Below are 15257 nucleotides of genomic sequence, written 5' to 3' on the forward strand. Positions count from 1 at the left end.
GGCGCCTGAAAACGCCGGGCCATCCTTGGCCTGGACGGGAAACGCGGTCGATCGGCGCTTCGCTCGTCTGCTGCCGGCGAGGATGTGCGCCGATGATCGAGTCGGCAGGGGGAGGGCGGGAGACGAGATCGTCACAGTGGACAGTCCGCTGGACTCGGTCGGTGATGGCCAGAGTGACTGCCACATCGGGCGTTCGGTCTTCAGGCAGCGACGCGGCCTGACTGATCGGTGACTGGCTCTCCATCGCGGAACTGGACGTTGTTCAAGACCAGTGCGAACTGCCTGGTGCGTCGAGGATGAATCGGAGGTGATTGTACTCCAGTGGAGCACCTGATAGCGGGCCAGGCTGCTTGCGTTTCGTGGCCTTGCACGGCAAGGCCGATACACAATCGACCGCTCTGGCGGGCGACGCGGTTCTATGGACGCGGGACAAGCGTCTGGCGGTGATCGCGGCGGAGATCGGGCTGGGATGGCAACCGCCGGCCCCGACCGCTCGACCTGCTGTTCGAGGCCGGTGAACCCCTCTATCATGTCCGCTTTGCGACCCCTTGCAGGCAACAGATTGAATCCCTTCGTACCCTTCGCGCCTTTGCGGTTCAAAGGCTCCCCCAATCGATGACCGAGATCCACGACGCCCCCTTGCCCCTACGCCCCCGCTGGCAGCCTCTGCGACTGGGCCTGGTCGACCTCTTCTACTACGACGACGAGGAGATCTGGCTTCGGGACGGCAACCTGCTGCTGCGCGGCAACAACGGGACCGGCAAGTCCAAGATCCTGGCCATGACGCTGCCCTTCCTGCTGGACGGCCAGCTGATCCCCTCGCGCGTCGAGCCGGACGGCGATCCCGGCAAGCGCATGGAGTGGAACCTGCTGCTCGGCGGTCAATATCAGGAGCGTCTGGGCTACGTCTGGATGGAATTCGGCCGGGACAATGATGGCACGCCCGAATTCTGCACCCTGGGCTGCGGCATGCGCGCCGTCGCCGGGCGCGGTGCGCCGGAGCGCTGGTTCTTCATCACGCCCCAGCGCGTGCGCCGCGATCTGAGGCTGGTGGACGGCAACGGCCGTGCCCTGTCCCGGGACCGGCTGCTCGAGGCGCTGGGCGATCGGGGCGAGCTGCACACCAGCTCCGCCCAGTACCGCGCCCGGGTCGACGAGCGGCTCTTCCGGCTCGGTCCGCAGCGCTTCGAGGCATTGCTCAATCTGCTGATCCAGCTGCGCCAGCCCCAGCTCTCCAAGCGTCCGGACGAGAGGGCCCTGTCCTCGGCCCTGACCGAGGCGCTGCCGCCCCTGGATCAGGCCGTGCTCAACGACGTGGCGGACGCCTTCCGCAACCTCGAGGAGGAGCGCAACACCCTGGACGGGCTCAACGAGGCCCGCGCCTCGGTGGGCGAGTTCCTCCAGCATTACCGCGGCTACTGTGCCGTGGCGGCCCGGCGCCGGGCGCAGGCGGTGCGTCAGGCCCAGAGCGTCTGGGAGCGGATCGGCGGCGAGCTGCGCGAGACCGCCCAGGCCCTGACCGAGGCCGAGGCGGCCAGGCGCCACGAGGAAACGCGCCAGGAGTTCCTCGACCGCAAGCTCGGGCAGGGCCGGACCCAGCTGCAGACGTTGCGCGACAGCCCCGAGATGCGCGACGCCAACCGGCTCGAGGAGGCCGCGTCCCGCGCTGCCGAACGTCGCCGATTCTGTCAGACCCTGCAGGACAAGCTGGAGCGCCTGGTCGCCGACGCCAATCGTCAGGAGGCGCGTCTGGCCGAGGACCGGCAGACCTGCGCCGAGGAGAGCGAGAAGCGGGTGCGCGAGCTGGACGTCTGGTTGGAGCCGGCGCGCATCGCCGGCATCGCCCGTGCCCATGAGGCCGCGCTCGACCCATTGGGGCTGCCCGACGGCGGTCCGGATCCGCGATCCGGCTCGGATCCCGCCATCGGCAGGGCCGCCGAGGCCGTTCAGGCCGAGGTTCGCCGCCGCAAGGAGGCCATCGCCCGGCTCCGTGGTCTCATCCGGGCGCTGGAAGAGGCCGAGCGGCAGGAGACCCACGACCGGGAGCGTCGCGAGCAGGCCATCGAGGCCATGGAGCGTCTGGATCAGGACCGCGCCCAGGCGGCCGAGGCCGTCGAGCAGGAAGGCGCGGCGCTGGTTTCGGCCCTGCGTCACGCCCTGGAGACCCATCGCGAGCTGCGGCTGGACGATTCGGAGTCCCTGCTCGCCGAGCTCGGGGACTGGTGCGCGTCACTGTCCGGCGACGATCCGGCGGTTCGCGCCCTGCTGCGAAGCTACGACGCCGCGCGGGACGCCCTGCGCAGCGCCAGGGAGGCGGCCGTGCGTGCCCGCGCCGAGGCCGGGGCCGCCGTCGCCGCGCTCGAAGAGGAGCGGGGCCGGATCGAGCAGGGCGAACTGGCCGAGCCGCCGGTCCCCTATACCCGGGATCCGGGGGCGCGCCTGGACCGGGAGGGTGCCCCTCTGTGGCAGCTGGTGGATTTCGCCGATGCCCTGACGGCCGGCGAGCGGGCGGGGCTCGAGGCCGCCCTGGAGTCGAGCGGTCTGCTGGATGCCTGGGTCATGCCCGACGGAACCCTCTGGGACGGCACGACCTGGGACCGGTTGCTCGGGCCGATCGCGCTCGCACCCCGGAGTCTGGGCGAGGTCCTCGCGATCGCCATCGATCCCAGCGACGCCGCCGCGAGCCGGGTTGCGCCGGAGACGGTGGCCGGCATCCTGGCCGGCATCGGTTGGGGCGAGCAGGGGCATCCGGCCTGGGTCGACGGGGCAGGACGCTGGTGTCTCGGCCCCGCATCCGGCGTCTGGGGCAAGCCCGAGCCGGCCTATATCGGTCATGCGGCGCGCGAGGCGGCCCGGCGGCGGCGTCTGCAGGAGATCGCCGAGACTCTGGAAGAGCTGCAGGGACAGATCCAGACGCTGGACGAGGAGATCGAGCGGCTGGCCGAGCGGCTGGCGAGCCTGGAGCGCGAATGGCATGGCCTTCCGAGCGATCAGGGGGTGCGGTCGGCCCATCAGCGTCACGACGACCTGCGCGAGCGTCTGGTCAAGAGCCGGGAGGAGGTCGCGCATCTGAGCGGCATCCTGGGGCGGAGCCGGACCGCCACCGAGCGCTGTCGGGAGGCCCGCGACACGACCGCGCTCGACCTGGACCTGCCCGCGGATGCGGCGGGTCTCGACGGGATCGGCGAGGCCCTGACCCGGTACGAGCATCTGGCGGCGGGCTTCTGGCCCAGCCTGCGCCATCATTGGGACCGACTGCAGAGGGTCCGCGAACTGGCGGAGCAGGTCGCCGAGCTGGCCGAGCGCCGCGCCGAGCAGGAGGACGAGCTGGATCGGGCCAAGCGCGAGCAGCGCGAGGCCGAGGAGATCTGGCACACATTGCGCGAGACCCTCGGGGACAGCGTCGAGCAGCTGCAGCGGCGCATCCGCGAGACCGAGGAGCACATCCGCGACCTCGAGGAGCAGCACAAGGTTAATCGCGTCAAGCACGCCGAGGCCATCTCGGAGGCCAGCCGTCTCGTCGAGCGCCACACCGCGCTCACCGCCAGCCTCCAGGAGCGCGACCGGGAACGCCGCGAGGCCATCGACGTCCTGGCCGGCTTTACCCGGGTCGGTCTGCTGCGCATCGCCACCCCTGGGCTGGAGGCCCCTGAGCGTGACACCCCCTGGCCGGTGGATCCGGCGGTGCGTCTGGCTCGGCAGATGGAGCAGAGCCTGAGCGCGGTGGACCACGACGACATCGCCTGGCGCCGTCAGCAGCAGGGGCTCTACGACCGCTTCCAGCCCCTGCAGCAGACCCTCTCGCGCTACAACCATTCGGCCCATATCGAGCAGGACGGCGAGCTGCTGCTGGTGCGCGTCATCTTCCAGTCCCGTCCCTGCGGACCGGACGCGCTGGCCGAGAGCCTGGATGCCGAGGTCGCCGAGCGCAAGGCCCTGCTCGACGCCAAGGAGCGCGAGCTGCTCGAGGCCCATCTGATGAGCGACGTGGCCACCCATCTGCAGCAGCTCATCGGCGACGGAGAACGCATGGTGGAGCGCATCAACCAGGAGCTGGAGAATCGTCCCACCAGCACCGGCATGAAGCTGCGCCTGGCCTGGGTGCCCCTGGACGAGGAATCCGGCGCGGCGCCGGCCGGTCTCGCCGAGGCCCGCAAGCGCCTGCTGCGCCAGACCGTCGCCGCTTGGTCCAATGACGATCGCAGCGCGGTGGGCGAGTTCCTGCAGCGGCGCATCGACGAGGTCCGCCAGTCCGACGACGGCGGCACCCTGATCCAGCATCTGGCCCATGCACTGGACTATCGCCGCTGGCACCGCTTCACCGTCGAGCGCTGGCAGGGCGGACGCTGGCGTCCCGCCTACGGACCCGCCTCCGGCGGCGAGCGCGCCCTGGTGGTCACATTGCCCCTGTTCGCCGCCGCCTCCAGCCACTACGGCAGCGCCGCCCCCGAGGCCCCGCGCCTGGTGATGCTCGACGAGGCCTTCGCCGGCATCGACGACGACTCGCGCGCCAAGTGTCTGGGGCTCATGGCCCAGTTCGACCTGGATTTCATGCTCACCAGCGAGCGCGAATGGGGCTGCTACGCGGAGGTCCCAGGTCTGGCCATCGCCCAGCTGGTGCGTCACGAAGGCATCGACGCGGTCTATCTCTCCCGCTGGACCTGGGACGGATCCCAGCGCCGTCCCGAGGAGCCGCCGCCGATGGAGGCGCCGGTCGCCGAGGAGACGGTACTCGCGGAAGGCGACGAGCATGACCCGCAGCAAAGCCTGTTCTGACCCTTCCGGGGTCGATCTACCGCGGCTCCGGTCCCTTCTGGATCGCCCGGAGCTCGAACGCGTCCTGCGGGCCGTCCGGAGCGGGCTGGAGCGCGGCGGTGCGGAGCGGGTCTCCATCGCCGATCCGACCGAGCAGGAGCGCCGGGCGCTGGACGAGCTGCTGGGGCGGAGACCCAGTACGGGCGCGCGCCTCGTTTTGTCCTTGGGGCAGCTGGAAGACACCCTGAGGCGTGCCGCTTTGGCCCCAAATCTACGCTCGGCCTTCGAAAGCCTCGGCGGCCCCTTGCGCAATCCGAGCCTGGAGCGTGAGGAGCGAGAGCGGGCCTGGCGGCGGGTCTTCGATAGCCAGAGCGCGGAAGTGGAACGACTGGGGGCGGGCGCATGGCTGGCGGCCTTGGAGCGCGAGGGTCTGTTGAAGCGGCTCGCGGGTCAGGATCCTGTTCTGGCTGAGAGGCTCCTGAGTCAAGCCCTGGGCGTGCTCCAATGTCTCCCTCAGCGGGGCAAGACCCTGAGCGCGCTGGCGGCCGAATGTCTCGGCGACGCCCATGGCCTCGACGAGGGCCGGCCCGTGGCCACCCTGGTCAGACGCGCCCTGAATGCCGACGAGCAGTCGGATTCCAGCGACGCGCTCTGGGCCTCCGCCGGCGTCCTGGTCGGCGGCGGTATCACCAGCAGCGTCCTGGCCCTGAATCTGCGCGTCGAGACCGGTGGCGCGACCGCGTCCATCGTCGATGCCGCCGCCGACAGCGGCGAGCCCATCTATCTCACCCTGAGACAGCTGCTGAGAGACCCGCCGGTCTGGGCACCGTGCGCGACGCCCGTCTCCATCTGCGAGAACCCGGCCGTCGTCGCCGAAGCCGCCAACGCCTTGGGTGCGGACTGTGCCCCATTGATCTGCACCCGGGGGCAGCCCAGCGCGGCGGTCGTCACGCTGCTGAATCAGCTCGCCGCAGCCGGGATCCGGCTCAGATACCACGGCGATTTCGATTGGCCCGGCATCCGCATCGCCAACGGCATCATCGGCCGTCACGGCGCGATCCCCTGGCGCATGGGCGCGGCGGATTATCTGGAGGCGGAGGATTCGGGCAAGCCCTTGACCGAGGAGGTGGTCGCCGCCGACTGGGATCCGGAGCTTGGCCGGGCGATGCAGGAGCGCGGACAGGTCATCGAGGAGGAGCGGGTGGTCCAAGTCCTGATAGCCGATCTGGATTTACGCGTCGACAGCGGCGGTTCACATGGATGAAAGAGCGGCCTGATCCCCGCCCAAGGGTCTCGACGCAAAGAATCGTCCAGCAACAGTTTCCCGATTGTCGCAGGTGCGAATGTATTCGCACCTCAGTTGCCCGAAGTACGAACAATGTGCGCCTACAGCCATGCCCTAATCTATTCGCGTAAACTTTTCATCCCTAAATCGCACCGGAGTGGGTGCTTGCCTAAGTCGCACCGGAGTTGGTGCTTTGCCCCAAACTTCGGATGAGGCTTCATGAGTACTGGTTTCTTTGACGGTCGGTGTAAACGGCCGTGTTATCCGCGCACCGATCTGGTGCTCGATAGCGTACCGTTGGGTGTCGTCTTTCAGAATGTCCTCGGCGAGATCACGGCTGCCAATCCTGCGGCCGAGCGGATTCTCGGCCTGTCCCTTGAGCAGATGCGTGGTATCCACGCGGCCGACGCACGTTGGCAAGCCATCCGCGAGGATGGCTCACCCTTCCCCGATGATGAGCATCCGGTGATGGTTGCATTGCGCACCGGCGAGCTGGTGGGTCCCATCGTCATGGGGGTGCTCAATCCCCAGCGTGCGGCACACGTCTGGGTCAACGTCAGCGTGGTTCCGATTCGCGATCCTGCGAGCGGTGCGATTGAATGCGTCGGCGTCTTCTTCGAAGACATTTCCGCCCAGAAGGAGGCGCAGCAGCAGGAAGCCGCCTCGGAAGCGCGCTTTCAGGCGGCCTTTACGGCGATGTCGGAAGGCATGGCCTTGCATCGGCTGGTCTATGACGCCGCCGGTCGTCCGCAGGACTACCTCATTCTCGACGTCAATCCCACCTTTGAACGTCAGACCGGCCTCACGCGGGAGGCGGTCGTCGGTCGGCTGGCCTCGGTCGCCTACGGTACAGGTTCTGCGCCCTTTCTCGAACGCTACGCGCAGGTTGCGCGGACGGGGCAGGGACAGATCTTCGAGCGGTACTTCAAGCCGTTGGGCCGGCATTTTCGAATCAGCGTCTTCTCGCCGGAGCCGGAGCACTTCGGGACCGTCTTCGAGGACATCACCGAGCGTAAGCAGTCCGTCGAGCAGCTCGCGTTTCTGGCCCGCCGCGCCGAGGCGTTGCGCGCCTTGCCCATCCTGGCCGACACGCTCGATGAGAAGGCCTTCATGCAGGCCGGGCAGGAGATGGCAGAGGATCTGACCGGAAGTCGCATTGCCTTCATTCACTTCGTCAACGACGACAGTGCCACCATCGAACTGATCACCTGGTCACGCCGGACTTTGGAGGACTACTGTACGGCGGTCTATGAGAGTCATTATCCCGTGGCCCAAGCAGGTCTCTGGGCCGATGCGCTGCGCACGCGCGCTCCCGTCATCTTCAACGACTATGCGTCCGCCCCGGACAAGCACGGCCTGCCGTCCGGGCACGCGGAGCTCACGAGAATGATCTCCGTTCCGGTGATCGAGCAGGGCTCCGTGGTCATGATCACGGGGGTCGGCAACAAGCCGAGCGACTATACGGAGACGGATATCGAGACCGTCCAACTGATCTCCAATCTGATCTGGACCACGGTCCAGCGTCGCCGCGCGCAGGCGCGCCTGCGGATGCTGGCCCTTGCCCTGGAACAAAGTCCAGTGGCGGTCGTGATCACCGATGTGGAGGGGTGCATCGCCTATGTGAATGCCGCCTTCGAGCAAACGACCGGCTATGCATTGAGCGATGTACTGGATCAGAACCCGCGCCTGCTGCAATCCGGTCTTACCCCCCGTGAGACCTATCAAGAGCTGTGGGAGGCATTGGGTCAAGGTCGGATGTGGCACGGCGAGTTCATCAATCGGCGCAAGAACGGCGAGATCTATTACGAGCTCGCCGCGATTGCGCCGCTCCGCGCGGCGAGCGGGGAGATGACGCACTATGTGGGGGTCAAGGAGGACATTACAGAGAAGCGGCGCCTGACCGATGAGCTGGAGCGTCACCGCAGTCACCTCGAAGAGTTGGTCAAGGCTCGGACGCACGCGCTCGAAGAGGCTTGTGAACGGGCCGAGGCGGCCACTCGGGCCAAGTCTGCGTTTCTCGCCAACATGAGCCACGAGATCCGCACTCCGATGAACGCCATTCTGGGGCTCAGCCATCTGCTGCGTCAGACTGGCTTGACCGAGCGGCAGTGCGAGCAGCTCGACAAGATCGAGGTCGCCGGACGCCATCTGCTCGGCATCATCAACGCGATCCTCGATCTGGCCAAGATCGAGTCCGGCAAGCTGCTCCTGGATGAGTCCGAGGTTCAGATCCCGGCGATCATGCGCAATATCGTGTCGATTCTGTCGGACCGGATCGAGACCAAGCATCTGATGCTTCGCGTTCAGATCCCGCGTTTGCCGACCCGTCTCATCGGGGATCCCGTGCGGATCCAGCAGGCGTTGCTCAACTATGCGGCGAATGCCATCAAGTTCACCGAGAGTGGCTCCATTACGCTGCGGGTGCGTCTGGAAGCGGAGCTTGCCGACAGCTTCATGCTGCGCTTCGAGGTCGAGGACACCGGAATCGGCATCGCTGCCGAACAACTGTCTCGGCTGTTCAGCGACTTTGAGCAGGCGGATCAGTCGATCACTCGACGCTACGGGGGCACGGGACTCGGCCTTGCTCTGACGAAGCGGCTGGCGCGCTTGATGGGAGGCGAGGCTGGAGTCGAGAGTACCCTGGGCGTCGGCAGCACCTTTTGGTTGACTGCGTGCTTGCGGCGGGGCGATTTAGCGCCAACCGACACCGAGACGGCTCCCGATCGGGCGCTCCAGGTCGATGCGATGACAAGCTGTGCGGGGTGTCGCCTTTTGCTCGTCGAGGACGAGCCGATCAATCGAGAGGTCACGCTGGGACTCGTCACCGACCTGAATGTGATCGTCGATACGGCCGAAAATGGCGCCGAGGCGCTGGAGCTCGCGCGGCTGAATCGCTATGACCTGATCTTGATGGACATGCAGATGCCGGTCATGGATGGGCTGGAGGCCACTCGGCAGATCCGTCGACTGCCACAGGCTGCCGAGGTGCCCATCATCGCCCTGACGGCGAACGCCTTCGCCGAAGACCGTGCGGAATGCTTGGAGGCGGGCATGAGCGATTTTATCGTCAAGCCGATCGAGCCGGAGCGGCTGATGGCCATCCTTCAGCGCTGGCTCTCTCAACCACGCCAGGTTCGATCCGAATAGCGGCAGGGGGAGGCCGGCACGCCGAACGAGACCGGCCGGTTATCGACAGGCACCAAGAGGTTCCGCAGGTCTCGGGCGACGATCCTGCTCCTGGAGCAGTCGCTCCAGCTTCGGGTAGCGCTCGACATCGCCGTCGACTCGCTCCAGCGCCAGGCGCGCGAAGAGCGATTCCGACAGCCACTGGTCACGCCGCGCGGCTTGGAGGGTCTCATGGTGGGGCGAGTCGCGGTAGGCGAACGAGCGCATCTGATCGAGGTTTCCCCAGACGCTGAAGGTCGCCAGAGACAGCAACGGGTATTCGCCGATCCCCTGCGCATAGCCACACTCCGGGTGCTCCCGCAGATCCGTTCGCACGCGCGGCACGGCGCGCCAGAAGTCCCGGATACGCGATGCCCTCACCCGTGCCCGGGTCAGAACGACGAAGGGACGCTCTGGATCCTGCTTGCCCGCGTAATCGAAGACCTCGCGACCGTCCCAGGTGCCATGTCCGCTCAGTGGAGTGAGCTGGAAATGCAGCCGTTCCACCGCAGGGTTGCTGACCCACCGATACAGGCGGGTATTTCGAATCGCATCCATCCGAGTCGGATCGTCCAACAAGCAGACCAGGCAATAGGTCTTGAGGTCGGGAAGGATCGAGAAGCCGCCGTCACCGCCGCAGCCCATCAGCTTCAGATTTCCAGACGCAGCCTCTTCGCCCTTGAACAGTCGCTGAAAACCCATCAGCACGAAGGCGCTGGGGACATGACTGACGCGATAGCGAAAGAAGCTGAAGCTGATGTGCCTCATCCGACTGGCTCCGTACAGCCTTGGAGAACATTCCTGGCGACGCTTGAGCGACTCACCGCGAGCGGCGCCGCTCAGAGCTGGTCCGTCTTGGCGGCCATGATGAAATCATTGCGGTGTAGACCGCGAATCTTATGCGACCACCAAGTGACGATGACCTGTCCCCATTCCGTCACCAGCTTGGGGTGATGGCCTTCGGCTTCTGCGATCTCGCCGACCCGGTTGGTAAAGGCCAGGGCCTGCGCGAAGTCCGGAAACTCGAACCGCTTTTCGAGCTGCATGACGCCGTCGCGAACTTCAATGGACCAATCCGGAATGTCCTTGATGAGGGTCGCCAGTTCCTCGTCCGACACCTTGGGCGCGTCGGCGCGGCATGCCTCGCAGGTTTCTTGGATCAGTTGGCTCATATCGTTTCTCCCCTGAACATCGAGCGTGGATGAATCGAGCCCATTCGTACTGATTGGGCAGTCTGATCCGCCTACAACACTGGATTGGGACGCCTCGACCATGATTCCAGACCGGCCGCCGTTAAGACCGCTTCGGCCTGCGTCACTCTCGGGTCTGGGGTAGCGCTCGGTCGCGACACCGCAAGGGGCGGCCGAGGCCGCCCCTTGCGGTTCGCTGCATCAGTGGCCGCCCGTGCTCGCCTGTGCGATGCATGGTGGCTTGATGCCGTCAGACGTCAGAGGAAGAAGTAGGCCGCTGTTCCGCCGGCCGCGAGCATCAATAGAATGCCGATCGTCAGAGCCCATACGCCGAGGCGACGCGCCGACAGCGCGGCTTGGAGCACGGCATCCAATCTCTCATCCAGCTCCTGGCGCGATCGGTCTTTGCCGTGTGTCCGCTCGCGGATACGCTGGTCGATGAGGTGCTGCAGTTCTCGCGTATCCGGCGTCCCTGAAGTCGGTTGGGCGCCTCGCGAAAGCTCACGCAGCTCGCGCATATCCCGTGTCAGCGTGTTGACGCGCTCGAAGAGCGGTTTGAGGTCGATGCCGGCCGGCTGCCCTTGAAGCTCCGCACCAATCGTATCCAGCTGGTTGGCGAGCTTGCGCGATTGCTGTAGGCCCATCTCGGCGCGATGGAGCGCCTCGTCGGAACGCCGGGCCGCTTGCTCGACCATGCGTTGCAGCTCGTCGAGCCTGGCCTGAATGTCGGCGCCGCCGCCCGATGGCGCGGCGGACGGGCGTCTGGCTGCCACGGATTGAGTTTCACCGTTCGCGATCGCGTCGGCCTGCGCCATCATGGCGTGCATCTCCGCGTTCATGTCGGACGGCCGGTGGCGCTTGAAGTCATCGACAAGCTTTGGCATGGCGCCATGGCAGCGTGCCAGCAAGGTCACCATGGGCTCGCCAATCGCGACCTTGCCCTCCAGCGCGCGGTTCAACATGTTTTCCATCTTCCAGGCGAGTTCGCCCAGATCCATGGCCTTGGCCATGCGGCCGCTGCCCTTGAGTGTATGGAAGCCGCGACGGATTTCTCCGAGTGCATTCCGGTCTTGCCGGTCGTTCTTCAGGACTTTTAGGTTCTGATCGATCTCTTGCAGGACCTCTTCGGCCTCTTCGGCGAAGATCTCGATGATTTCCTGGTCGTCCGCGTCTAGGGTCATTGTCGACATGCCTTGCGTCCCTCATGGAATCCAAACCGGTGTCGGCACGCTCCTGGCGCCCTGCCCAGTTTGGGCGGGCGCGAAATCGGATGCGGGTGCTCGATGGGACGGAGACACTGCGATCGGACCGCGACTCCGCCTGTTTCGCTATGCGTTTTCGTCGCCCGATTCTCGAACGCGATTTCGCTGTTGTCACCCATTCCTTCCTGATTTTTCCCAGGGTTGTGAGCTGGATCGCTTATTCCGAATGCCAATTTGAGGTTCAGGCCACGGACGGGTTAGTACGAGAACAGCGTTGCAGAATCGGCGGTCCGATGGAATTCCACGATTCTTGAGGCCCTGCTTGGATGCTATAAGGCTGGATCCGACCCCGATCTTTCATCGACTCGCAGGTTGATCGAAATGCAGACACCGAAACTCTTCGAACCCTTGACGATCGGCTCGCTCAGGCTCGCCAATCGCATCGTGATCGCCCCTATGTGCCAGTATTCCGCGACCGATGGCTGCATGAGCGACTGGCACCTGATCCATCTCGGCCAGCTCGCGCTCTCGGGTGCGGCCTTGCTGACGATCGAGGCGACCGCCGTGGTGCCGGAGGGCCGCATCTCTTACGGGGATGTCGGGCTCTGGGACGATGCTACCGAGGCCGCGATGGCCGCGACCTTGTCGGCCGTTCGCAAGTGGTCGGACATGCCCATCGCCATCCAGCTCGCACACGCCGGGCGCAAGGCATCGACCGATCTGCCTTGGCAGGGTGGGGCGCAGCTCCCGCCCGAGCACGTCAATGGCTGGCAGACCGTCGCCCCCTCCGCCGTCCCTTTCGGCACCAGCGACAGGGCACCGGTCGCGCTCGACCGCCAGGCGATGATTGCGGTGCGTGACGCCTTTGCCGCAGCGGCCCGCCGCGCCGCGCGACTCGGGATCGATGCCATTCAGGTCCATGCCGCCCACGGCTATCTGCTCCATCAGTTCCTCTCCCCGCTGTCCAATCGGCGTGAGGATGAATTCGGCGGTTGTCTCGAAAACCGCATGCGCTTCCCGCTTGAGGTGTTCGATGCCGTGCGGGATGCTTTTCCCGCCGATCGGCCGGTCTCCGTGCGGGTATCCGGCACCGATTGGGTCGAGGGCGGCTGGGACGGCGAGCAGACGATCGCATTCGCTCAGGCGCTGGAGGCGCGCGGATGCAGCGTCATCCATGTGTCCAGTGGCGGTCTGCATCCGAACCAGGCCATTCCGGTCGGCCCCGGCTATCAGGTTCCGCTCGCCCGCGCGGTCAAGGCGAACGTCGGCATCCCTGTTGTCGCTGTCGGCCTGATCACCGATTACGATCAGGCCGAGGGGATCGTCGGTACGGGCGACGCCGACATGATCGCCTTGGGACGGACCATCCTCTACGATCCGCGCTGGCCCTGGCACGCCGCCGCCCACCTCGGCGCAACGGTCTCGGCCCCCGCCCAGTATCTGCGCTCCCAGCCCCGGCGTTATCGCGACCTGTTCGCGACGCCATCCTCAGGCTGATCTGTGGGGGATGGCGGGGGCAGGTCTTGTCTCAAAGGCCGAAAAACTGGCCTTTTGTTTTTTAAGCGCTGATATCGATATCCTTGGTGCGACCCTGCTGGCGCTGCATGATCGATAGGGCCGATTCCAGCATCTTTAAGGTCGTCTCATCGTTGCGCGATACCGCACCCTTGATTCCATCGCGAGCCTTTTGCATGAAATCGAATCTCTGGTTATCACTCGCGACGTCCAGCTCTCGGCCATCGGTGCTGCCCGCCGGAATCTTTAGTGTCATTGCGAAGAACGTGAAACTGTCATCGAGCGAGATGTCCCCGCTGCGGGTTTTCTCATTGACCCAATCGCGCAGTTCCTGACGTGTCATCGTGGTGAAGTTCGTTTGCGCAGCATGGGTTGCGTCGGTCTCTTTCGTGCTCGATGTGGCGGTGGTCAGCGCGGCCGAGAACGATGCGCCGTCATGCGTCTTGGCGGTTTGAGTCTGTGTGCGCTGGTTGGCGTATAGGTGGCTGTTTCCTGAATCAACTTTCATCGAATCATTCCTCTATAACGGTCAGTGCCACAATTTTTAATGCAGAGTTTATGCCATTGTTGCGGTCGGCGTCATGATGTTGAGCGAGCCTGTTGGAAGGATCGCTGGTCCGCCGATCGTCGCTGGGGTCCGACATCCTCCCGGCGCGAAGCGGACTGAGTTCGTATGGCTCAGATCAAACGGCAAACAGGTCTCGGATTGCACCTGCGATGACGTGTAGGGCCAATGTGGATACGGGGTCGTCTCGATAGAAAGAGCTTGGGCCGAAAACGAGCTAGGCCCCATCCTTGGTTGGCAGGGCTGTTCTTGTGCGTTGACCGCATATCGCACCCCCGCTAACCTCCGTCTTGCCACTCGGGGTGCGCATGCTCGGGATCCTGCCACGCCTTGCCCAGGACGATCAGCGTCCACGGCGCTCGGCCTTGGATCAAGCGATGATCGAGGCTCGACGATTTGATTGAGGGGAGTTTTGAAACCGATGAAAAAAATCCAGGTTTTGGCGTTGACGACAGGAATGATCGTGAGTCCGTTCGGCCAGGCGGATCATCTTCTTTTTCCGTTCGTGGTTTCGAATCCGGACAGCGTAGTCACCCTGATCAGTATCACCAATATGGCCAGCACGTACGGTTACCTGAGATACCGGTATTTTTACAAGTCCGCTGCCAACAGCGACGAATGTCAGGAATACGAATTCATCAGAAGTACCTACCCAGGTGATATCGTGACCTTCGACGTTTCCGGAACGCTCGGGGATGGCTCTCCTTTGAACAACGATCCCGATAGTTACGAAGGTCGGTTCAGTTTGCCATCTATGACGCGAGCGGTTCGTGGCTATTTGCTGGTCAATCACTACGACAAGGACACAAAGACCGCGTCCAAGGAGGGAGCCAATACCCTGATGGGGCAGGCCACTGTGATGGAGATCCAAAGTGGATCGGCCTGGGGTTACCAGGCGTTCAACGATACCAAGGCGGATGAAAAGCCGGACTTCAGTAAGTCTGGCGGTGTCATCAGCACGGATCAATCGGTGCCTTTTACATTCCAGCCCTCGGCCTCGAACCAATGGACGACGAAGTTCTTCGTCACACCGGTCGGCTCCGACATGACAGGGGCTTCCAGTCAATACTCAAGCCATCTGAAATTCACGATTCACAATCAGAACAGCGCTAACATGGCATCCGACATTACCTGCACAGGGGCGATCGATTTTGCCGACGTCATGAGCGCTTCGACCCTGCAAAATGTCGAAGATACCGGCGGTTGGGGAACCCTGACACTGGACAAAGCGGCCGGCTATGCCCCAGCGATCATCTTCAAGCTCGACTACACCTATTCGGAGGATATTTTGCAGAGTGGCAGTGCCAACAATGGCATCTTGTTGGGGAATTAGACGGACGGGAAGGGCGAGAGAACGAGGGCAGACTCGAATGGCGCGAGCATCCGTCAATCACTCGAAAGCAGAATATTCAAACGAGTTAGCCCTGCCTTTCTCATCGAGATGATCGCGCGTCTGATGCAGTTCGGACTGAGCAGCAAACAAATCCGTCCCCTTTTTTCCGCGCACCCGACCGGCTGAAACGTTCGTGGCGGTGCGTCGCGTAACCAGCGTTGAAGGCGGTCATTCTATGGTTGTCCTT

10 protein-coding genes are annotated in these 15257 nt (G+C 64.7%); 6 read left to right on the forward strand and 4 right to left on the reverse strand.

The window, feature by feature from the left end:
- From ACFSJC_RS04200 to ACFSJC_RS04215, 4 genes are all read left to right on the forward strand, one after another.
- Positions 1-232: hypothetical protein (locus tag ACFSJC_RS04200; RefSeq protein ID WP_386023664.1), on the forward strand; the 232-nt coding region annotated here is incomplete at its 5' end.
- A 383-nt stretch (positions 233-615) separates the two neighbouring features.
- Positions 616-4776: a TIGR02680 family protein gene (locus ACFSJC_RS04205; protein ID WP_386023666.1), complete on the forward strand. Its 4161-nt coding sequence runs from the start codon at positions 616-618 to the stop codon at positions 4774-4776.
- A complete protein-coding gene (locus tag ACFSJC_RS04210) occupies positions 4751-6019 on the forward strand; it encodes a TIGR02679 family protein (RefSeq protein ID WP_386023669.1) in 1269 nt (422 codons plus the stop codon). The genes ACFSJC_RS04205 and ACFSJC_RS04210 overlap by 26 nt, the downstream gene beginning before the upstream one ends.
- A 240-nt stretch (positions 6020-6259) precedes the next feature.
- The gene (locus ACFSJC_RS04215) at positions 6260-9187 is read left to right on the forward strand and encodes a PAS domain S-box protein (protein WP_386023672.1); all 2928 of its coding nucleotides are present in this window, start codon (positions 6260-6262) and stop codon (positions 9185-9187) included.
- Between the two features lie 39 nt (positions 9188-9226).
- Here ACFSJC_RS04215 and ACFSJC_RS04220 read toward each other — a convergent pair whose 3' ends face one another.
- The 3 genes from ACFSJC_RS04220 to ACFSJC_RS04230 all read right to left on the reverse strand — a co-directional run bounded on the left by ACFSJC_RS04220 (position 9227) and on the right by ACFSJC_RS04230 (position 11585).
- The gene (locus tag ACFSJC_RS04220; RefSeq protein ID WP_386023675.1) at positions 9227-9973 is read right to left on the reverse strand and encodes an aminodeoxychorismate lyase; all 747 of its coding nucleotides are present in this window, start codon (positions 9971-9973) and stop codon (positions 9227-9229) included.
- Between the two features lie 71 nt (positions 9974-10044).
- Positions 10045-10377 (reverse strand): 4a-hydroxytetrahydrobiopterin dehydratase, encoded by a 333-nt coding sequence (locus ACFSJC_RS04225; RefSeq protein ID WP_386023678.1) that lies wholly within the window; start codon positions 10375-10377, stop codon positions 10045-10047.
- A gap of 275 nt (positions 10378-10652) precedes the next feature.
- Positions 10653-11585: an Hpt domain-containing protein gene (locus ACFSJC_RS04230; protein WP_386023681.1), complete on the reverse strand. Its 933-nt coding sequence runs from the start codon at positions 11583-11585 to the stop codon at positions 10653-10655.
- Between the two features lie 393 nt (positions 11586-11978).
- Between ACFSJC_RS04230 and ACFSJC_RS04235 the strand changes: the two genes are divergently transcribed.
- A complete protein-coding gene (locus tag ACFSJC_RS04235) occupies positions 11979-13094 on the forward strand; it encodes an NADH:flavin oxidoreductase/NADH oxidase (protein ID WP_386023683.1) in 1116 nt (371 codons plus the stop codon).
- Between the two features lie 61 nt (positions 13095-13155).
- Here the strand turns inward: ACFSJC_RS04235 and ACFSJC_RS04240 are convergent, their stop codons facing one another.
- A complete protein-coding gene (locus tag ACFSJC_RS04240; protein ID WP_386023685.1) occupies positions 13156-13620 on the reverse strand; it encodes a hypothetical protein in 465 nt (154 codons plus the stop codon).
- 478 nt (positions 13621-14098) lie between these two features.
- On the opposite strand from ACFSJC_RS04240, the gene ACFSJC_RS04245 reads away from it, so the two are divergent.
- The gene (locus ACFSJC_RS04245) at positions 14099-15010 is read left to right on the forward strand and encodes a hypothetical protein (RefSeq protein WP_386023688.1); all 912 of its coding nucleotides are present in this window, start codon (positions 14099-14101) and stop codon (positions 15008-15010) included.
- Positions 15011-15257: the final 247 nt, after the last annotated feature.

Source organism: Thiorhodococcus fuscus, from assembly GCF_042682685.1.
Taxonomy (GTDB): Bacteria; Pseudomonadota; Gammaproteobacteria; order Chromatiales; family Chromatiaceae; genus Imhoffiella; species Imhoffiella fuscus.